The organism is Croceicoccus gelatinilyticus (genome assembly GCF_018398395.1).
In the GTDB taxonomy this organism is placed as follows: domain Bacteria; phylum Pseudomonadota; class Alphaproteobacteria; order Sphingomonadales; family Sphingomonadaceae; genus Croceicoccus; species Croceicoccus gelatinilyticus.
In genome coordinates, this window is record NZ_JAHCBF010000004.1 from 202461 (window position 1) to 222639 (window position 20179).

A 20179-nucleotide genomic window follows, 5' to 3' on the forward strand; every position below is an offset into this window, starting at 1 on the left:
CTCTTATCCCTTCACTGCGCCGGCAGTCAGCCCGGCGACGAGTTTCTTCTGGAAGAACAGCACCAGCACGATCAGCGGCACCGTCACGATGACGGAGGCGGCCATGATGTTGCCCCACGGCAGTTCGTACTGGCTGGCCCCGGTGATCAGCGCGATGGCGACAGGCACGGTGCGCTGTTCGTTGGTAAGCGTGAACGAGAGCGCGAAGAGAAACTCGTTCCACGCCGCGATGAAGGCGAGCAGTCCCGTCGTCACCAGCGCGGGCGCGAGCAGCGGCAGGAACACCTTGGTCACGATAGTCCACGACGACGCGCCGTCCATGATTGCGGCCTCTTCGATCTCCACCGGCAGATCGCGCATGAAGCTCGTCAGCACCCAGACCGTGAAGGGCAGGGTGAAGATCATGTAGCTGAACACGAGGGAGAGCAGATTGTTGTAGAGCCCGAACAGGCGCACGATCTCGAACAGGCCCGACAGCACCGCGACTTGCGGAAACATCGATACGCCGAGGATCGTGTAGAGCAGCAGTCGCCGCCCTTTGAACTTCGCCCGCCCGAAAGCATAGGACGCAAACGTCGCCAGCCCCAGCGACAGCGCGACGACCGAGACGGCGACGATCAGCGAGTTGAGGATATTCGTCGCGAAAGGCTGGTCCGTCATCACCGCTTCGTAGTTCGCGAAAGTCGGGTTCGCGGGCCAGAGCGAAGCCTCAAAGATCGCCGACCCTTCGCGGAAGGACGAGACTACCGCGTAGTAGAACGGAAACAGCAGGAACAGCGCGACGACGATCCAGAGCGCGACCAGACCGCCGGTCTTCAAGGCAGCCTTGCCCTTCATGACGCCTCCTTCCCCAGCGGCTTCAGCGTCATGATGTAGATGACGGTGATAAGCGCGATGATGAGGAACAGCCCCGTAGAGGCGGCGGAGCCGTAGCCCACGTCCTGAAACGATACGAGCGCCTGCCGCGCGAAGACCGAGAGCGTCATCGTCTCCTCGCTCGACCCCGTCATGACGTAGACGAGATCGAACATACGCATCGCGTCCAGCAGCCGGAAGATCACCGCGACGACAAGCGCGGGCTTGATCAGCGGCAGGGTCACCCTGAAGAAGACCTTCACCGGATGAATGCCGTCGACTTTCGCCGCCTCGTAAATCTCTTTCGGCAGAGTCTGCAACGCGGCCAGCACGAGCAACGCGACGAACGGCGTCGTCTTCCAGACATCGACCATGATGATCGACACCATCGCAAGGCTCGACCCGCCAAGCCATGCGATCGGCCCGTCGATAAATCCCGCCCCTTCCAGCATGGCGTTCACCACGCCGAACTGGTCATTGAGCATCCATTGCCAGATTTTCGCCGACACCACCGTCGGGATCGCCCATGGCACCAGCATCGCCGCGCGCATCAGGCCCCGGCCCGGAAGCGCGGCATTGACGATCAGCGCGACGATCACGCCCAGCACGAGTTCGAGGCTGACCGAAACGGCGGCGAAGACCAGCGTGTTCCACAGCGCGCGAAGCCATTGCGGATCGGTGAAGATGCCGTACCAACGCCCGTCGGCATGGACGACGAAGTTGTCGAACCAGATGAAGTCGTAATCCGTCAGGTCGACCAGCGTCGCGTTGGTCATCGAGAACCAGATCGTGCGCGCCAGCGGCCACGCCGCGACAAGCGCGAGGACGATCAGCATCGGCGCAACGAAGACCCACGCCGACCGCGCACGCGCCTTGTCGATGGCGGAACGCGCGCTCACTCGCCGACCTCCTTCTCGGCCCAGCGGGCGCGGAAGGCGATGCGGGCTATTTCCTCTTCGAGATTGGCCAGCGCCCGGCTGCCCGATGTGTCGCCTTGCAGCACGTCGTAACTCGCCCGCCAGATCGCGTCGGATACCTGGTTGTAGCGCGCGCCTGCCGGACGCGCCGGACGGGCTACCGCATTCTCGAACGCGGGGTAGAGCGTGCCGAAGAACGGGTTCGCCTCCAGCACGTCGGCATCCTGATAGAGCGCCATGATCGTCGGGTTGTAGGCGCCCTTGATCGCACGGCGCTTTTGCTCCTTGGCGCTGGTGAGATAGCGCACGAGGTCTTTGGCCGCCTCGGGGTTCTTCGAATAGCGCGACACGGCAAGTTGCCAGCCGCCCAGTGTTGCCGCGCTCTCGCCGCCCGGTCCTGCGGGCAGCGCGACGACGCCGACCTTGCCGCGGATCGGGCTGCTCTCCGCCTGCGCCAGCGCCCATGCATAGGGCCAGTTGCGCATGAAGACGGCATTGCCGGTCTGGAACACACCTCGCGATGCTTCCTCGTCGTAGTTCAGCACGCCGCGCGGCGAAATCGTGCCGACCCACTTCGCAGCCCGGTCGAGCGCCGCGGCGGCGCGCGGGTTGTCGCCGGTATAAGCCCGGTCAGGGGCAAGGAACGATCCGCCGCCATATGACGAGACCCATTCCAGCGCATTGCAAGTCAGGCTTTCGCTCGCCTTGGCCTGAAAGACATAGCCCCACATGCGGCGATTACCCGCCTCGCGCTCAGCCTTCTGGATGGCAGCGGCGATGCGGGTAAGATCGTCCCACGTTTCGGGCGGGGCATAGCCGTATTTCGCCAGCAGGTCCTTGCGGTAATAGAGCACCCCTGCGGAGATGAACCATGGCACGGCCACGAACTTCCCGCCGACGCGGTTGTTGGCGACCAGCGCGGGGAACATCATGCCGTCCGCTGTCTCACCTATCTCGGAAAGGTCTGCCAGGTGCGTCTGCAGCATGCCCGCCCAGATGACGTCGATCTGCAGCACGTCGATGTCCGACGACTGCGAGGACAGGAGCTGGACGTAAAGCTGGAAACGGTCGCTCGACGAATTGGGGGTGTTGACGATCTCGACCGTATTGCCGGTTTCGCGCGCCCATTGCTGCGCCGCTTCCCTGCACAATTCAAGCTCGATACCAAGCGCCCCGCACGCGATCGAGACATGCGCGCCATCGCGCTGGGCTTGTGCGGGGCCCAGCGCGAAAAGCGCCACGATCGCGACGAGGAAAACGCGCAGGCGCGCCATCGTCAGGCTGCGGCTTCGGCCGTCTTGGGCTTGTCCTTCGTGGCGTCGAAGCCGACCCGTTCGAACGATGCGAACAGGCTGTCGATCCAGTGGACGATGTCGTAGGTTTCGACGTCGGCACGCATGCGCTTCATGCGGCCCGCCGCTTCGATGTCGTCCATCGCCAGTGCCTCGTCCAGCGCGCGATCGAGGTCGCGGTGGCCATAGGGATTCGTATAGATCGCCTCGGGTAGTTCGACCGCGCAGCCAGCGAATTCGGACAGGATAAGCTTGCCCGGCTCCCCGTTCTTGGCCGCGACGAATTCCTTGGCGACAAGGTTCAGGCCATCGCGCAGCGGCGTGGTCACGCACATATCGGCGGCCTTGTAATAGCTCATCAGCCGGTCGAACGGGATCGCGTTGGAATAGAGCACGATGGGCGTCCAGCCGAGGTTGGAATAGAGGCCGTTAACCCGCCCGACGAGCTGCTCGATCTCTTTCTGCGTCTCGTCATAAATCGCCATGCCGCTTGCCGCGCGGACCGAGACGCAGAGCATCTTGATCTTGCCGCGAAGGTCCGGCCTGCGGTCGATCAGGCGTTCGAAACCCTTCAACGCCTCGATCGTGCCCTTGGTGTAATCGGTGCGCCCGACGGTGACGATCAGCTTGCGCCCGTCGAGACGGCCAAGGATGCGGTCTTCAAGGTCCGAGGTATCCTGCTTGGCAAGGATGTCGTCGATCAGGTGCACGTCGGCGCCCACCGGCGAGATGTCGATCGCGATTTCCCGGTCGCCCAGTTTCAGGGTGCGCGGCATCTGCGGTTCGGACAGCGCCTGCCCCGGCACGTTGAGGTGCACCGGCGTCGTCACGACCTCGCTGATCTCCGCCCCCGTCAGCCCGCGGGCAACGTCGGTGAAGTTCTTGGCATAGCGCGGGATATGGAAACCCACGAGATCACAGTCGAGCAGCGAGCCGAGGATTTCGGCACGCCACGGCAAGACGTTGAACACGTCCTGCGACGGGAACGGCGTGTGGTGATAGAACGCGATCTTCACGTCGGGCCGGATCTGGCGCAGGTAATGGGGCACCAGCCACAAGTTGTAGTCGTGAATCCAGACCAGCGCGCCTTCGTCCGCCTGCTCGGCAGCGGCCTCGGCGAAAAGGCGGTTCACTTCATGGAACGTGCGCCAGTCGACATTGTCGTAGCTGAACAGCCAGGGGAAGCTGTGCAGCACCGGCCAGAAAGCTTCCTTCGACGTCACGTGATAGAAGCTCGACGACTGCTTCTTCGTCAGCGGCAGGCGGCGGACGTGGAAGCCGCCGTTTTCGTCGTCGATGTGGATCACGCGCTCGAACTCGGGATCGCCGGGTTCGTGTTCCTTCCACGCGACCCATGCGCCGCGGCCCGGTTCCAGCCGCTTGAAGAAGGCCTTTAGGGTCGGGACAATGCCATTCGGGCTCTTGTTCGCGCGGAAGACGGTCTTCCCGTTTTCCTCGACCTCTTCATAGGGCTGGCGGTGATAGACGATGACGAGTGACGATTTCTGCATGACGGTGTCCGCTCCGTATCTCTTATCGTTCGGTCAGGTCGAAGTGGTGGATGGCTTCCAGCACCCCGGCACAGCCGTGCCCTGTCGCACGGTAGATGTGCGGCGCATCGGGTAGCGCAGCAAGAAGGCGATCTTCCGAATTGCCGACCGCGACCGCGTTCAAGCCGCAGTCCAGCATCGACATGTCGTTCATCGTGTCACCCGCGGCCAGCACCTTGCCTTCCGGCAGGGCGAGCGCATCGACCATGCGGCGCAGCGTCGGGCCCTTGGCGATGCCCTTGGGCAGCACGTCGAGATAGAGGTCCGCGCTGGTGATGCAGTCGAAGCCCGCTTCCTCGATCTTGCGAACGGTCGATTGCTGCAGCTCGGCAGGCTTGTAGTAATAGCTGACGCGGTGGCGGAATTCGGTCGGCTGAAGCTCGATGCCCGGCTCGTCCTTCAGCATTTCCATCACGCGTTCATTGGCGTTGTCCCACTTGGCCACGATGTCCGCTTCCAGTTCGTGAACCGGCGTGAAATCGGCCGCCACGTCATAGACCGATGTGCCGACATCGCCGACGATATAGCGCGGCTTGGGCATGCCGGGCTGTGCGATCAGTTCGCGGATGAAGTCGCGGTCACGGCCCGTCACGAAGACGAGCAGCACGTCGTCGCGCGCCTCGATCGCTTCGTAAAGGATGCGACGTTCCTCGTCGCTGCCGCCAAGGAACGTGCCATCGAGGTCGGTGGCGAGGACAAGGCCATAGTCCTGTGCGGTCGATGCGGGGGAATTGCGGTCTGCAAGCGTCGTCAAGGTCATGCCTCCGGGTGATTGGGCCGAACGTCGAGGGTCGCACCGATGCGCAGGGCGGCGGAGCGGTTATCAAGAACCGCAACGGGCACCCCGGAGTATTCATCCGAAGAATGAAGTCTGTTTTGCGATCTGTTATGCAGTTCTTCTATCAACAGTCTTCCATTGCGTCGTTATACGGGATCGACGAAATAAAGCCGGAAACTGTGAAAACTGATATTTTGGAAATTATTTTAATTTTGTTTCACAGGCGTTTTGCAATTGGCTTTACTGCCATTTTATTACAAACACCCTCTGCCCCAGATGAATTATTTCTTATCCCGATTGCGCTTGAATATCAAGGTGCGCACCCCAAAACTTCATGCTAGCCTTACGGCAGGCCGGGAGAGAATGGCCGCATAAGGCGCGAACCTAACGGACGGGGCGGGCACAAGTTCCGCCCTTGCAATGTGAGTGCGAGAAGCCCCTGCGATGACCCTCGAAACCGGCACGACACCGGCCCCCACCATCAGCCCCGAAGAAACGGGCATCGTGCCCCAGGGCATGACCCGTACGCCCGGCGCGTCGGATTTCCCGTGGTGGCGCGGCGCGGTCATCTACCAGGTCTATCCGCGCAGCTATGCCGATGCGGACGGTGACGGGGTCGGCGATCTGGTCGGGCTAACCGACAGGCTCGAACATATCGCCTCGCTCAACGTAGACGCGCTCTGGCTCTCGCCGATCTATGCCTCGCCGATGAAGGACTTCGGCTACGACGTTTCCGATTATTGCGACGTCGATCCGCTGTTCGGCACGCTGGCCGACTTCGACGCGATGCTGGAAAAGGCGCACGGCCTTGGCCTCAAGGTGCTGGTCGACCAAGTCTATTCGCACACTTCGGACGAGCATGAATGGTTCGCCGAAAGCCGGTCCAGCCGGGACAATCCCAAGGCCGACTGGTACGTCTGGGCCGATGCCAAGGCGGACGGCACGCCGCCCAACAACTGGCAGTCGATGTTCGGCGGGCCTGCGTGGAAGTGGGACCCGGTCCGCGCGCAATATTACATGCACAATTTCCTCGTCTGCCAGCCGCAGCTGAATCTCCATAACCTTGAGGTGCAAGACGCGCTCTTGGGCGTAGCGAAGTTCTGGCTGGACCGCGGTGTCGACGGGTTCCGCATGGACGCGCTGAACTTCGCGATGCATGATCCGCAACTGCGCGACAATCCGCCCGCGGCCCTGTTCGACCGGTCGGTCGTCCGGCCCTTCGATTTCCAGCACCACACCTACAGCCAGTTCCACAAGGACACGCCGCGCTTCCTGGAAAAGCTGCGCAAGCTGACCGACCAGTACGAAGGCATTTTCACGCTGGCCGAAGTCTGCGCCGACGATGGCAATGTCGCGATCAAGCGCTTCATCAAGGGCACGACCCGGATGAACAGCGCCTATGGCTTCGACTTTCTCTACGCGCCCGAACTGACCCCGCACCTCGTGCAGGAAGTCATGTCGCACTGGCCGGACGAACCGGGCATGGGCTGGCCAAGCTGGGCGTTCGAAAACCACGACGCCCCGCGCGCCGTGTCCCGCTGGGTCGCGCCGGAGCACAAGGACGCCTTCGCCAAGGTGAAGCTGGCCCTGTTGGTCGCGCTGCGCGGCACGGTCATCGCCTATCAGGGCGAGGAGCTGGGGCTGGAGCAGGACGAGATCCCCTACGAACTGCTGAAAGACCCCGAGGCGATCAATAACTGGCCGCGCACCCTGTCGCGCGACGGTGCCCGCACACCGCTGCCATGGGACGAAAGCGAGCATGGCGGCTTCACCACCGGCCATCCGTGGCTGCCGCTGGGCGAAGCGAATGCAAAACGTGCGGTATCGCTTCAGGAAGGCGATCCGGGTTCGACCCTGAACATCGCGCGGGCCATGTTCGGGCTTCGCAAGCATTTCCCCGCGCTGCGGCTGGGCGGGATCGAAAATTGCCAGTTCGACAGCGAATTGCTGGTGCTCGACCGCGTGTACGAAGCGCAGCGCATCCGTTGCCTTTTCAACCTTGGCCCGAACGAACGGCCTTTCTCCGACACTTCGGAAGACACCGTCCTGATCGCGTCGGTTGGCGGGGCAACGCGGGACAAGCTGCCGGGCTTCTCCGCGCTGTTCTGGGAATGCGACTGGTAGATGCGAAAACGGCCGGCCCTCGAGAGGACCGGCCGCTCCCGATGGCGGTGACGGGGTCTAGTTCAGCCAGCCGTAGCCGAACCGCTTGCCATCAGGGCTCCTTCGGCCGTCGCCATGATCGAACCGACGGGAAGGGTCTGTTCGCCGTTCGCGGTGTCGAGCACGAGCTGTTCGACACGGCCCGCTTCGTCGGCGACGACGGTTTCGACACGGCCCAGCGTTTCACCAGCAGGCGTCAGGACATCCATGCCCGGCGCGACCGAAACCGCTCCGGTCGCCGAAGCCGCGGCGGTGCCTGCTGCGGCGAGCATCAGGTTGGCCGATGCCATGCCTGCATTGCCAAGCGTGGTCGCACCTTCGACCGCACCTGCCGCCGTGGAGCCAACGGTGGCCTGGGCCATGCCCACCGCATTACCGGCAGCCGCTTCGGCCTGACCGACGGCCGAGCCGACCTGCGAGGTCGCGCTGTCGACGACGCCGCCAACCGCATCGGTGCCGACAAGCTGCGCGCTGGCGCTGCCCGAACCGGCAACGCTGCCCGAGGCATCGACTGCGCCGGTCACGGCACCGAGCGGGCCGTCGACGGCCTGCGTCACGTCAACCGAACCGCCTGCGCTGGCCTCACGATCAGCCGAGACCGAGCCCGACGCCGTGTCTGCCGACTGGCTGCCCGAGGTAGCGGCATTGGTGTCGATGGCGGTGGACGTCGTCGAGGTCACGCTGTCGGTCGCGCCCGAAATGGTCGAGCCGATCGAGCCGGTTCCGCCCAGCGTTCCGCCGACTGCGCCGCCAACGGTCGAACCGATGCCACCGAGCGCACCACCAAGGCCGCCACCACCCAGAACCTGTGCCTGGGCCGGAGCTGCGGCGATCGAAAGGGCCGTTGCGGCGATAAGAATGGTCTTCATGTCTTCGTCCTTCGTTTTGCTTCTGACGGGATTGCTTCCCGCTCGAAAAGAAGGACGAATGCCGGCGCCGGTTTAATTCATTATTTTATGCAAAAATCCGGCATATATCTGTTTTTCATGGATTCTTTTTTTCAGCGTTTTACGCATGACCCGCAGATGAGGCCGCGACCGTAGGTGTCGTCGGCGCCCTTGTCGCCAAGGTCCTTGGCCTCTCCGTCCAGCCGCCCACGCCAGTTGCCGCCACCTGTCAGCGCCGCCGCGATGCGCGCCGCGACCAGAGGGGTCGCGTAGGACGTGCCGCGCAAGTCCCTGCGCCGCCCCTTGCGGTCGCGTCCCTTTATGTCCGCACCGGGAGCCGCGTAGTCGAGGTGGAGCGCCCGCCCCGCCTCGATCAGTGCGCGGTCGTGCCGGTCGACACCGGTGACCGCGACGACGTTCCTGTAGGAGGCAGGGTATGCAGGCGGCGAGGCCGGACCGTCATTACCGACCGCCGCGACCACGACCGTCCCACGCTTCTGCGCTGCCGCGATGGCGCGGCTGACCAGCGGGCTTTCGGGACCGACGAGGCTGATCGTCACGACCTTGCTGCCGCCTTCGACCAGCCAGCCGAGCCCTTTCGCGATCGCCAGCGCGTTGCCGCCCGCAGGGTCGGTGCCATAGACATCGGCCACGCGCAGGTTCGACACACCTGCGTGATTGAGCAGCGATCCGACCGCGCTGCCGTGATCGGACGGCACGGGCGCGCCCTTGGCAAAGCCGTGCTGCGCGACAAGCGAAACACCCTTGCCCGGCGCGCCGTCGATCATGCCGACCGGCGTATTGATCCGCGCAGCCCTGCTTCCGGCCAGCGCCAGTTGCGCGACTTCGGCGCTGCCCGAACGGAAGTGCAGCACGTCGGCGCTGACGCTTGCCGTGGGTATGAGCGCGGCCAGCGCGTCTTGTGCATCGTCGAGGTCCATGCCTTCGGGCACCGATAGGCGCAGGACCGACAGGCCCAGCCCCTCAACCGTGCTTTCTTCCAACACCGCAAAGCCGGCCGCGCCTGCTGCTGCAACCTCGGCAGGTGCAGCATCCATCACGAGCAATTCGCCGCGCCGTGCCGGGTTACCCATGCGGTCGAGCGCGATAGTGTCGCGGTTGCGGCGGACAAGGTCGTCGATCCGGTCGATCCGCGCGCGCTGCAACCTGTCGGCCACTTGCGCCACGGTCTCGCCCAGCCCGTCGCCGATGTCGCCAACGGTGCGCGTAACCGGATCGATCACCCCGCCCAGCACATCGCCGACACCGCCCAGCCCGCGATCGAGCGCACCGCCCAACCCGCCCAATCCTTGCGCGCTGGCAGGCGCACCTATGGCGAGGACGAGAAGCGGGATAATCGGGAAAATTCGGCGCATCGGGTTCCGCATGATGGTTTTTGGCTTAAGCACGGATTAAACGCGCGGGCCCGTTCGTTTAATCCAGTACAAGGCAGAAGATACTGAGCAAGTCGTTCGAAACCGGGCTCCTGGCCCTGCTGCCCCGGCTGCGGCGGTTCGCCGCCGGCCTTGCGGGCAATGGTTCGGACGGCGACGATCTCTGCCAGATGACCATCGAACGCGCGCTTGCCAACCGTGGAAAGTGGCGAGGCGGCACGCGGCTCGACAGCTGGGTGTACCGCATCATGCGAAACATTCGAATAGACGAGGCCCGCGCCGTGAACCGCCGCAGCCAGACTTTCGTGGCCGAGGAAGCCGGCGCCTCCGTCGGCAGCGACGGTGCGCAGGAAGCCAGTGTCGAACTGTCCGACGTGGACGCGGCCATGGCCAAGCTGCCCGATGAACAGCGCGAGGCCGTGCTGCTCGTGATGGTGGAAGGCTACAGCTACAAGGAAGCGGCCGAAATCGTCGGCTGCCCTGTCGGCACGCTCAATTCGCGGCTGGTGCGCGGGCGCGATGCGCTGATGGCGATGCTCGAGGAGAACGCGGCATGACCCCGACGAAAGAGGAACTCGCCGCCTTCGCCGACGGCCAGATCGAAGGCGAACGCCAGGAAGAGATCGCAGCGCTGGTCGCGGGCGATCCCGCGCTTGCCGCCGAAGTCGCGCGCCACCACGCGCTGCGCCAGAAGCTTGCCGCGCACTATGCGCCGATACTCGAACAGGACCTGCCCGAAGCGATGCTGGCCCCGCTGAAGGCGGGCGAACCGGGCGTCGTCGACATGGCAATGGCGCGGCAGGAACGGGCGATGAAAAGGAAAGCCCCGCGTTGGGGCTGGATCGCGGGACCGCTTGCGGCGGCAGCAGCGCTGGCGATCGTGTTCCTGCCGGGCGGCAAGGACCTGCCCGATGGCTATGCGCAAGGACAGCTCGCCTCCGCGCTCGACACGCAGCTAGTCTCGGACGGTGCTGCAGACGGCACGCGCGTGCTGCTCAGTTTCGAGGACGAGGCGGGCCGCTATTGCCGCGCCTTCAGCGCTGGCGATACCGGCGGGATCGCCTGCCGCGATTCTACCGGCTGGAAGCTGGAGGCAGATGGCGATGCAGGAGAGGCGCAGGCAACGCAGTATCGCCAGGCCGGGTCCGACGCAGACCTGATGGCCCGCGCGCAGGACATGGCGAGCGGCCCGGCCCTCGACAGCGAAGGCGAACGGGCCGCGCGCGAACGGGGCTGGCTGGCGCGATAAGCGCCCAGCCGCCCCTGTTCGATCAGATCATGCCAAGGGCAGCCATGTAGGTTTCCAGCACGGCTTCCTCGTGCTCGAAATCTTCCTTCTTCTGCTTGCGGATGCGCATGATCTTACGCATCGCCTTGACGTCAAAGCCGCGGGCCTTGGCTTCTGCGAAGACGTCCTTGATGTCTTCGGCGATGCCCTTCTTTTCTTCTTCGAGACGCTCTGCACGCTCGATCAGGAGGCGCAGTTCGTCTGCGGTGACATTGTTGACGCCCATGGCGCTGTCGGCACCGCCGATCGTGGTGGTTTCTTCGGACATTTGGCAACCTTTGCGATTGTTCGGATGGAGCGCGGGATCACGCGAAGTGCGGACCCGCAGCGAGAATCACGCGAGGCAAGCTGATAGCGATGCACCGGGCGCTGGTGAAGGGCGCAGCGGCAATTTCCACCGCCGCCCGCGCCCACCTCGCCGATCAGGCCGCGTTCTTCTTCAGGCTTTCGTCCATGCGCGCCAGTTGTTCGGGGGTGGCGGGCGTTTGATAACGGTCCTTCCACTCGTCCATCGGCATCCCGTGGATCAGCGCGCGCGCATCGGCCTTGTCACCTTCGTATCCGGCATCGCGAATCCAGTCGGCAAGGCAGTTACGGCAAAAGCCCGACAGGCCCATCAGGTCGATGTTCTGCGCATCGTGGCGATGGCGCAAGTGACGCACCAGGCGTCGGAAGGCAGCGGCCGCAACTGCATCGGGCAGGGCATCAAGAGGGTCATTTTCGGTCGCGGGCAGGTCGGAATCGCAGGACAAGTCGTTTTCTCCGGTCATGTGGGCGTCATCGAGGTTGCTTAGGCGCGATGCAGCCAATAGGCCTCGCACTAAAGCTCCCTCATAAAAATAACAGGTACAAACCCCTCGTGAACAAGTTCGACCCGCGCGACCGCAAGGTCAAGATTCTCGCCACGCTGGGCCCGGCCAGCCGCGATCCTGAAATGATCGAGCGGCTGGTCAAGGCCGGGGCCGATGCCTTCCGCGTGAACATGAGCCACGGCGAACACGAGACGCACGCGGAAACCATCGCCTCTATCCGCAAGCTGGAAAAGAAGACGGGCCGCCCGCTGGGTATCCTGTGCGACCTTCAGGGGCCTAAGCTGCGCGTGGGCAAGTTTGCCGAAGGCAAGGTCGTCATCCCGCATGGCCGCCACTTCACGCTGGACCGCAAGGACGAACCGGGTGACGAAACCCGCGTCCAGCTGCCGCATCCCGAACTGTTCGGCCTGCTGGAAAAGGGCCAGCGCCTGTTGATCGACGACGGCAAGATCCGCCTGCGCGTCATCCGCGCTGACGAGGACGAAATCCTGTGCAGTGCCGAAGTCGGTGGGGTCATTTCCGACCGCAAGGGCGTGAACGTGCCCGATGCCGAAATCCCGATCCCCGCGCTCACCGAAAAGGACCGCCGCGACCTGGCCTTTGCCGTCCAGCACAAGGCCGACTGGATCGCGCTGTCTTTCGTGCAGCGCCCCGAGGACGTGGCCGAAGCCCGCCGGTTGATGGGCGGGTACGGCGCGCTGATGTCCAAGATCGAAAAGCCGCTGGCCGTGCGCCACCTCGATGGCATTCTCGAACTGTCCGACGGCATCATGGTTGCGCGCGGCGATCTGGGCGTCGAACTGAACCCCGAAGAAGTGCCGCCGCTGCAGAAGCGTATCGTTCAGCAGGCCCGCGCGGCGGGCAAGCCGGTTGTCGTGGCGACCCAAATGCTCGAATCGATGATCGAAAGCCCTTCGCCGACCCGCGCCGAAGTGTCCGACGTTGCCAACGCAGTCTATGACGGCGCCGACGCGGTCATGCTGTCGGCCGAAACCGCGGCGGGCCAGTGGCCGCAGGAAGCCGTGACGATCATGGACCGGATCGCCGCGCAGGTCGAAATGGACCCCGGCTATGCCGAACGCATCCACCTGACCGGCGTTGAAGCGGACGCGACGACTTCGGACGCGCTGGCGCAGGCCTGTTCGTCGATCGCCAATACGCTCAACATCTCTGCCATCACGGTCTTCACCGCATCGGGCAGCAGCGCCCGCCGCGTTGCGCGCGAACGCCCCAAGGTACCGCTGCTGGTGCTGACCCCGCTGGAATCGACGGCGCGGCGGCTTGCCCTGTTGTGGGGTGTCCACGCGGTGCAGACCAAGGACATCGGCAGTTTCGAAGAGATGATCGCCAAGGGCAAGCGCATGGCGCTGCGCAATGGATTTGGCGAAGGCGGGGCGAAAATCATCGTCTTGGCCGGTGTTCCCTTCGGCAAGCCCGGCGCGACCAATCTTTTGCATGTCGTCACGCTGTCCGGACGCGAACTGGAAAAGCGCGAGGGCTAAGCCCGCTCAGGCAGGCGGCACGCGCCGCCCGCGCGGTTTCACATGCAACCGGCTTGACGCGCCCTGCCCTTGTGCGCAAGGCGCGAGGCCATGCAGTTCCTCTCGGACAATGCCGCCCCCGTCCATCCCCGCCTGTGGGATGCGATGCGCGATGCCGATGCAACCGACGCGCCTTATGACGGCGATGCGCTCTCGCGCTCGCTCGACAGCGCGTTCTCGGACCTGTTTGGCATGGAATGTGCGGTGGTCTGGACCAGCACCGGCACGGCGGCGAACTGCCTTGCGCTGGCAACGCTGGTCCCGCCCTATGGCGGCGTGGTCTGCCACGATGACGCGCATATTGAGCAGGACGAGGCCGGCGCGCCCGAGTTCTACACCCACGGCGCAAAGCTTATGTTGGCACACGGCCAGCACGCGAAGCTGACGCCCGAGAATGTCGCCGCCGTGATCGACCCGATCCGCGACGACGTGCACCGCGTCCAGCCGACAGCAATCGCAATCACGCAGGCGACCGAGCAGGGCTGCGTCTATACGCCCGAAGAACTCGCCGCGCTGACCGGTTACGCGAAAGCAAAAGGCCTGAAGGTCCACATGGACGGCGCGCGTTTCGGCAATGCCGTGGCGCATCTCGGCTGTTCGCCTGCAGAGGCTGGCCCTGCCCACGGCATCGACACGCTGTCCTTCGGGATGATCAAGAACGGCGGCATGAGCGCAGAGGCGCTGGTCCTGTTCGATCCGGCCAAGGCGGCAGAGGCAAAGCGCCGCCACAAGCGCGCGGGGCAGTTACAGTCGAAGGGCCGCTATCTCGCCGCGCAGCTCCTCGCGATGATCGAGGACGACCTGTGGCTGTCCAACGCCCGCGCCGCGAACCATGCCGCAGGGGCCATCGCCAAGGCAGCGGGTGACCGCCTGCTCTACCCGTGTGAGGCGAACGAGGTTTTCGTGACCCTGTCGGCGGACGAGCGTGAGGCCCTGCGCGCGCAAGGGTTCGGGTTTTACGACTGGGGCGCAGATGCCGCACGCTTCGTAGCTGCCTGGAACACCAATGCGGCCGATGCGGACAAGCTCGCCGCCGCGATCGCAAGCTTATGACCGCGCCCATCAAGCGCGAGCGCCTGTCGTTCGCCGATCCGCGCGTTTTCCTGCCCTTCTGCCTAGTCGCGCTGATCTGGGGCTCAACCTGGCTGGTCATCAAGGACCAGATCAGCTTCGTTCCGCCCAGCTGGACAATCGCCTACCGCTTCATGATCGCCAGCGCGGCGATGCTGGTCCTGCTGGCGTTCCGGCGCGAAAAACTACGAATTACAAAAGCGGGCCTGCCGATCATGGCGATCGTCGGCGTGACGCAGTTCGTGATGAACTTCCACTTCGTCTACCGCGCGGAAATGACGCTGACGTCCGGCATCGTGGCGCTGTTCTTCGCGCTGATCATGATTCCGAACTCGATCCTCGCGTGGTTCGTCCTGCGCGACACCGTGTCGAAGGGCTTTGTCGCAGGCTCGGCCATCGCCATTGTCGGCGTCGGGCTTTTGCTGGTCCACGAATACGACATGGCAGGCGCGCGCGAAGGCGTGATGCTGGGCGTCATACTGGCGATCCTCGCGACATTCTCGGCCTCGGTCGCCAACGTGACACAGGCCACCGACCGCGCCCATGCGCAGCCGTTCCTGCCGCTGCTGACGTTCTCGATGATGCTGGGCACCGCGATCAACGTTGTGCTGGCACTGGTACTGGATGGCCCGCCGGTCTGGGATCCGCGTCCGGAGTACGGGTTCGGATTGCTTTACCTCGGCGTTGTCGGGTCCGTGATCACCTTCCCGCTCTACTTCACGCTGATCCGCAACATGGGCGCAGGGCGCGCGGCCTATATCGGGGTGGCGACGCCGATCCTTGCCATGCTGCTCTCGACATTGTTCGAAGGCTATAACTGGACCGCGTTGACGGTGGGCGGCTCTCTACTCGCGCTCGTCGGTCTCGTTCTCGCTTTGAAGGCACGCAGCTAGCCCTTCGCGGTAGGTGGGATAACGCGGGGCCCAGCCCAGCACGCGCTTCGCCTTGCCATTCGCGACGCGGCGATTTTCCGCATAGAACCCCCGCGCCATGGGCGAAAGGTTCGCTTCCTCTATCGTCTGCATCGGCGGCACGGGGGCATGCAGCATCCGGCAGGCGTGTTCGATCAGCTCGTTCTGGCTGCACGGATAGTCGTCGGCAAGGTTGTAGGCCCCTGCAGGAGCATCGAGTCCGCAGACGACACCGCTGGCGATATCCTCGACATCGACGCGGCTGAAGACCTGACCCGGAATGTCGATCCGGTGCGCCCTTCCCTCGCGCACGCGGTCCAGTGCGGAGCGGCCCGGACCGTAGATGCCCGGCAGGCGAAAGACCCGCGCGCCAAGTGCCAGCCAGTCCGCGTCCGCATCGCTGCGCGCCGTGCGGCGGCCGGTGCCGACAGGGGCGCTTTCATCGACCCACGCCCCGCCCGCGTCGCCATAGACACCTGTCGAGGACAGATACCCGATCCACCCGCGAAAGCCCCCGAGCGCCGCGCCATATCGCGCCAGAACCGGATCGCCGCCGTCCTTGGTGGGCGGAACCGAGGACAGCACCGCGTCCGCACCTGCCAGCGCCGCACATACCGCGCCCTCGTCATCGAACGCCATGTCCCCGTCGCTGCCGGTGGCGCGAACCTGCCAGCCTTGCGCGCGCAGCCGTGCCGCGATGACTTTCGCCGAATAGCCCAGCCCGAAGATCAGCATCTGCATGGAAAAGGCACCTAACCGGCGCGACGCCCCCTGCCCAAGCCTTTTTGCGCTTAAAAATTTATCCCGTAGGCCCGCGACATACAGGATTGGGCCTTGCCTCTCGCGGTCGAAGGCGCATCTATCCCTCCATGGATATTGCACGCACGCCTTCGAACCCCGCCGGCAACCCCGAGATGGCGGACGCCGCCGTCGAGCCAGTCGATCCCGCAACCATCTTCCGCAAGAACTATACGCCGCCCGCGTGGCTGGTCCCGGAAATCCGGCTGGACTTCGACCTCGGCATCGAACTGACGAAATGCGTCGCGACCCTGAAGGTCGAGCGTAATCCCGATGGCGACGGCGACCAGACGCTGCACCTGTGCGGCGACAACCTTGCGGTGATGAGCCTGAAGGTCGACGGCGCCGATGCCGAGGGCTGGTCGATGAGCGGGTCGAACCTGCTTCTCCCCCTGCCCGGCGCATCGCACGAAGTCACGATCGAGACGCACCTGCACCCGGCCACGAACAGCCAGCTGATGGGGCTCTATGCCTCCAGCGGAATGCTCTGCACGCAGTGCGAGGCCGAGGGTTTCCGCCGCATCACATTCTTCCCCGACCGTCCCGACGTCCTGTCGAAGTACACGGTGCGCATGGAAGGCGACAAGGAGACCTTCCCCGTCCTGCTGTCGAACGGCAACCTCGTCGAAACGGGCGAAGGCGACGCGGGCCGCCAGTGGGCGCTGTGGGACGATCCCTGGCCCAAGCCGAGCTATCTCTTCGCGCTTGTCGCAGGGCAGCTTGTCGCCAACCGCGATACCTTCACGACGATGAACGGCCGCAAGGTCGAACTGGCCGTCTGGGTCCGCGAAGGCGACCTTGAACGCACCGACCACGCGATGCGCAGCCTCATCAATTCGATGAAGTGGGACGAGGAAACCTTCGGCCGCGAATACGACCTCGACCAGTTCAATATCGTCGCCGTGTCCGATTTCAACATGGGCGCGATGGAGAACAAGGGCCTCAACATCTTCAACACCCGCTATGTCCTGGCCGATCCGGAAACGGCGACCGACGGCGACTATGACGGTGTCGAGGGCGTCGTGGGTCACGAATACTTCCACAACTGGTCGGGCAACCGCATCACCTGCCGCGACTGGTTCCAGCTCAGCCTCAAGGAAGGCTTCACCGTCCTGCGCGACCAGATGTTCAGCGCGGACATGGGCAGCGAACCGGTCAAGCGGATCGAGGACGTGCGCGTTCTGCGCGCCGCCCAATTCCCCGAGGATTCGGGCCCGCTGGCACACCCGATCCGCCCCGATTCCTATCAGGAAATCAGCAACTTCTACACCGCGACCGTCTATAACAAGGGCGCCGAGGTCATCCGCATGATGCACACGATGGCGGGGCCCGAGGCGTTCCGTAAGGGCACCGATCTCTACTTCGACCGTCACGACGGCGAGGCCGCGACTTGCGAGGATTTCGTGAAGTCGATGGAGGACGGCGCAGGTCTGGACCTGTCGCAGTTCCGCCTGTGGTACGAACAGGCCGGTACGCCCAAGGTGACGATGCGGGCCGAGTTCGACCAGTCCGAAGGCGCGGTTACGCTGCACTTCACGCAGAAGGTTCCGGCAACCCCCGGCCAGCCCGTGAAGAAGGCCATGCCGATCCCGGTCAAGGTCGCCCTGTTCGACCGCGATACCAAGGCGCACGACGGCGAAAAGCTGCTGATCGTCGACAAGGACAAGGCCGAGTTCACGTTCAAGGGCTTTACCCGCCCGCCAGTGATCAGCGCCAATCGCGGCTTCACCGCCCCGATCCAGCTCGATGCCGAGAACGCCGACGAAGACCTCGTCTTCCTCGCCGCCAACGACGACGATGCCTTCGCCCGTTACGAGGCGCTGCAGCAGCTCGTCACCCGCGAACTGCTGGGCGCGATCGAGAACGGTCCGGACGAGAAGCGCCGCACCGCCATCGCCGATGCCATGGGCGCGGTGCTGGACGACACGCAGATCGACGACCTGATGCGCGGCGAATTGATGATGATGCCCGCCGTCACGTTCCTGCTGGAACTGGCCGCCCCTGCCGATCCGGTCGCGCTGCACAATGCGCGCGAACGGCTGAAAAGCTATATCGGATCGCGCCTGCGCGACCGTCTGATCGCGCTGCACGAACGTGCCTCGGCCATCGGCTACAGCCTGAGTGCAGAGGCACGCGGCGCGCGCAAGGTGAAGACACAGGCGCTCGTCCTGCTGTCCGCCGCCGACGCGAAGGAAGCCGCCGCCCGGGCAGAGGCGCAGTACCGCGCTGCCGACAACATGACCGACCGTCAGGGCGCGCTCATGGTGCTGGCAGGCATCGACTGTCCGGCCCGCGCCGAACTGCTTGAGGATTTCCGCGCCCGTTTCGAAGGCAACGCGCTCGTCACCGACAAGTGGTTCGCGCTTCAGGCAGGCTCGCTCGATCCCAAGGTGCTCGACACGGTCGAGGCGCTGGCGAACCACGCCGACTTCACGATCAAGAACCCGAACCGCGTGCGCAGCCTTTACATGACGATGGCGGTCAACCAGCCAGCCTTCCATGACGAGAGCGGGCGCGGATATCGCATGATCGCCGACCTTGTCCTGAAGCTCGACCCGCTGAACGCGCAGACCGCCGCGCGCTTCATTCCGGCACTGGGCCGCTGGCGCAAGATCGAGCCGAAGCGCGCCGCGATGATGCGCGCAGAGCTTGAACGCATCGCCAAGGCCGAGGGGCTTTCCAAGGACACGCGCGAGCAGGTGACCAAGAGCCTCGATGGTTGATCGTATTACCGCACACGCGCTTGCCGGGGTCCCGCACGGGTTCCTCGGCCGGCGCGGCGGCGTTTCCACCGGGCAATACCTGGGACTCAACGTCGGGACCGGGTCGGACGACCTGCCCCGCGCGATCGAGGCGAACCGGACGCTGGCCGTCGACGGCGTGATGCCGGGGGCGGAACTTGCCACCGTCTATCAGGTCCATTCCGCCGAAGTCGTCCGCATCGAAACGCCCTTCCCGCTGGAAGCGCGGCCCCATGCCGACGCGATGGTGACCGACAAGCCGGGCATCCTGCTAGGCATCCTCACCGCCGATTGCGCGCCGGTCCTGCTGGCCGACGAGGAAGCGGGCGTTATCGGCGCTGCCCATGCCGGATGGCGCGGGGCGTTTGCGGGCGTGTGCCGCAACACGGTCGAGGCGATGCAGACGCTGGGCGCGGACCCTGCGCGCATCGGTGCCGCGATCGGGCCGTGCATCGCACAGGCTAGCTACGAAGTGGATGAAGGCTTCTACTTGCGGTTCCTTGCCGAGAAATCCGAGTACGACCGCTTCTTCAAACCGGGCCGCATCGGGCATCACCAGTTCGACTTGGCCGCCTTCGTCGCGTCGGACCTTGCAAATGCAGGCGTGCGCAAGGTGGAGATCACCGGCCACGACACGTACGACGACGAAAACCGCTTCTTCTCCTACCGCCGTTCGACGCAGGCGGGAGAGAAAGGTTACGGCAGGCAGATCAGCCTGATCGGCCTCAACGGGTGAGCGACCCCGTTGGCATTCGAGCCTGGCAAAGGCTGGATGCGCGGGTCACGACTTCGGGAGCGTTGGGCGCAGCGGATATCGCCGCGCTGGCGGACATGGGCGTGCGCCACGTGGTCAACCTCGCCATGCCCGACCATCCCGAGATCCTGCCCGACGAGGCGGATCTCTGCGCGCAGCATGGCATCGGCTTCACCGCCATTCCGATACCGTTCGATTGCCCGACCGAGGATCATTACCAACGGTTCCGCGCGGCCATTTCGGGCGACGATCCGGTCCACGTGCATTGCGTGTTGAACTGGCGCGTATCGGCGCTGTTCTATCGCAGCAATGTCGAGGACGGCATGGCGCCGGATCGGGCGCTCGCCCTGCTCAGACAGCAATGGGATCCGCGTGCGTCGGATAATCCCGCTGCCCCGGCTTGGGCCAGCCTGATCGGCTTTTAGTG

General features: G+C 64.6%; 20 protein-coding genes. 10 read left to right on the plus strand and 10 right to left on the minus strand.

The genetic code is table 11. The features are described 5' to 3' along the window. Positions 1–3 precede the first annotated feature (3 nt). The 5 genes from KIH45_RS10400 to KIH45_RS10420 are packed head-to-tail and all read right to left on the minus strand — an operon-like array spanning position 4 to position 5368. A complete protein-coding gene (locus KIH45_RS10400; RefSeq protein WP_213175930.1) occupies positions 4–837 on the minus strand; it encodes a carbohydrate ABC transporter permease in 834 nt (277 codons plus the stop codon). Further along, positions 834–1754, minus strand: a complete 921-nt coding sequence (locus KIH45_RS10405; RefSeq protein WP_213175931.1) for a carbohydrate ABC transporter permease — start codon at positions 1752–1754, stop codon at positions 834–836. The genes KIH45_RS10400 and KIH45_RS10405 overlap by 4 nt, the downstream gene beginning before the upstream one ends. Further along, the gene (locus tag KIH45_RS10410) at positions 1751–3046 is read right to left on the minus strand and encodes an ABC transporter substrate-binding protein (protein ID WP_213175932.1); all 1296 of its coding nucleotides are present in this window, start codon (positions 3044–3046) and stop codon (positions 1751–1753) included. Before KIH45_RS10410 ends, KIH45_RS10405 begins: the two co-directional genes overlap by 4 nt. 2 nt (positions 3047–3048) lie before the next feature. Further along, positions 3049–4575: a glucosylglycerol-phosphate synthase gene (gene ggpS, locus KIH45_RS10415; RefSeq protein ID WP_213175933.1), complete on the minus strand. Its 1527-nt coding sequence runs from the start codon at positions 4573–4575 to the stop codon at positions 3049–3051. 22 nt (positions 4576–4597) lie between these two features. After that, on the minus strand, positions 4598–5368 hold the full coding sequence (locus KIH45_RS10420) for an HAD-IIB family hydrolase (RefSeq protein ID WP_213175934.1): 771 nt from the start codon (positions 5366–5368) through the stop codon (positions 4598–4600). Positions 5369–5382: 14 nt separating this feature from the next. On the opposite strand from KIH45_RS10420, the gene KIH45_RS10425 reads away from it, so the two are divergent. Further along, positions 5383–5733 (plus strand): hypothetical protein, encoded by a 351-nt coding sequence (locus KIH45_RS10425; RefSeq protein ID WP_213175935.1) that lies wholly within the window; start codon positions 5383–5385, stop codon positions 5731–5733. A 175-nt stretch (positions 5734–5908) separates the two neighbouring features. Next, a complete protein-coding gene (locus tag KIH45_RS10430) occupies positions 5909–7516 on the plus strand; it encodes an alpha-amylase family glycosyl hydrolase (protein ID WP_213176112.1) in 1608 nt (535 codons plus the stop codon). 62 nt (positions 7517–7578) lie between these two features. On the opposite strand, the gene KIH45_RS10435 is transcribed toward KIH45_RS10430, so the two are convergent. Further along, a complete protein-coding gene (locus KIH45_RS10435) occupies positions 7579–8424 on the minus strand; it encodes a hypothetical protein (protein WP_213175936.1) in 846 nt (281 codons plus the stop codon). 131 nt (positions 8425–8555) lie between these two features. Further along, entirely contained in the window at positions 8556–9818 is a 1263-nt protein-coding gene (locus tag KIH45_RS10440) for a S8 family serine peptidase (protein WP_213175937.1), read from the minus strand. 80 nt (positions 9819–9898) lie between these two features. Here KIH45_RS10440 and KIH45_RS10445 point away from each other — a divergent pair, with 80 nt between their 5' ends. Then, on the plus strand, positions 9899–10393 hold the full coding sequence (locus KIH45_RS10445; RefSeq protein WP_420481936.1) for an RNA polymerase sigma factor: 495 nt from the start codon (positions 9899–9901) through the stop codon (positions 10391–10393). Further along, positions 10390–11085: an anti-sigma factor family protein gene (locus KIH45_RS10450; RefSeq protein WP_213175938.1), complete on the plus strand. Its 696-nt coding sequence runs from the start codon at positions 10390–10392 to the stop codon at positions 11083–11085. The genes KIH45_RS10445 and KIH45_RS10450 overlap by 4 nt, the downstream gene beginning before the upstream one ends. A gap of 22 nt (positions 11086–11107) precedes the next feature. Here the strand turns inward: KIH45_RS10450 and KIH45_RS10455 are convergent, their stop codons facing one another. After that, positions 11108–11350 (minus strand): DUF2312 domain-containing protein, encoded by a 243-nt coding sequence (locus KIH45_RS10455; RefSeq protein ID WP_066763566.1) that lies wholly within the window; start codon positions 11348–11350, stop codon positions 11108–11110. Positions 11351–11546: 196 nt separating this feature from the next. Further along, positions 11547–11894, minus strand: a complete 348-nt coding sequence (locus tag KIH45_RS10460; RefSeq protein WP_213175939.1) for a DUF1244 domain-containing protein — start codon at positions 11892–11894, stop codon at positions 11547–11549. 89 nt (positions 11895–11983) lie between these two features. On the opposite strand from KIH45_RS10460, the gene pyk reads away from it, so the two are divergent. The 3 genes from pyk to KIH45_RS10475 all read left to right on the plus strand — a co-directional run bounded on the left by pyk (position 11984) and on the right by KIH45_RS10475 (position 15441). Continuing rightward, positions 11984–13438, plus strand: a complete 1455-nt coding sequence (gene pyk, locus KIH45_RS10465) for a pyruvate kinase (RefSeq protein WP_337925459.1) — start codon at positions 11984–11986, stop codon at positions 13436–13438. Between the two features lie 90 nt (positions 13439–13528). After that, positions 13529–14530, plus strand: a complete 1002-nt coding sequence (locus KIH45_RS10470) for a threonine aldolase family protein (protein ID WP_213175941.1) — start codon at positions 13529–13531, stop codon at positions 14528–14530. After that, positions 14527–15441 carry a DMT family transporter gene (locus KIH45_RS10475; RefSeq protein ID WP_213175942.1) on the plus strand — a complete coding sequence of 305 codons (915 nt, stop codon included), beginning with the start codon at positions 14527–14529 and terminating at the stop codon, positions 15439–15441. The genes KIH45_RS10470 and KIH45_RS10475 overlap by 4 nt, the downstream gene beginning before the upstream one ends. On the opposite strand, the gene KIH45_RS10480 is transcribed toward KIH45_RS10475, so the two are convergent. Further along, positions 15394–16200 carry a Rossmann-fold NAD(P)-binding domain-containing protein gene (locus KIH45_RS10480; protein WP_213175943.1) on the minus strand — a complete coding sequence of 269 codons (807 nt, stop codon included), beginning with the start codon at positions 16198–16200 and terminating at the stop codon, positions 15394–15396. The genes KIH45_RS10475 and KIH45_RS10480 overlap by 48 nt on opposite strands. A gap of 128 nt (positions 16201–16328) precedes the next feature. On the opposite strand from KIH45_RS10480, the gene pepN reads away from it, so the two are divergent. From pepN to KIH45_RS10495, 3 genes are read left to right on the plus strand one after another with little or no spacing between them, the layout of a single operon-like run. Continuing rightward, positions 16329–18980, plus strand: a complete 2652-nt coding sequence (pepN, locus tag KIH45_RS10485; protein WP_213175944.1) for an aminopeptidase N — start codon at positions 16329–16331, stop codon at positions 18978–18980. Beyond that, on the plus strand, positions 18973–19734 hold the full coding sequence (gene pgeF, locus KIH45_RS10490) for a peptidoglycan editing factor PgeF (protein WP_213175945.1): 762 nt from the start codon (positions 18973–18975) through the stop codon (positions 19732–19734). The genes pepN and pgeF overlap by 8 nt, the downstream gene beginning before the upstream one ends. Further along, the gene (locus KIH45_RS10495) at positions 19731–20177 is read left to right on the plus strand and encodes a protein tyrosine phosphatase family protein (RefSeq protein WP_213175946.1); all 447 of its coding nucleotides are present in this window, start codon (positions 19731–19733) and stop codon (positions 20175–20177) included. Before pgeF ends, KIH45_RS10495 begins: the two co-directional genes overlap by 4 nt. Positions 20178–20179 lie beyond the last annotated feature (2 nt).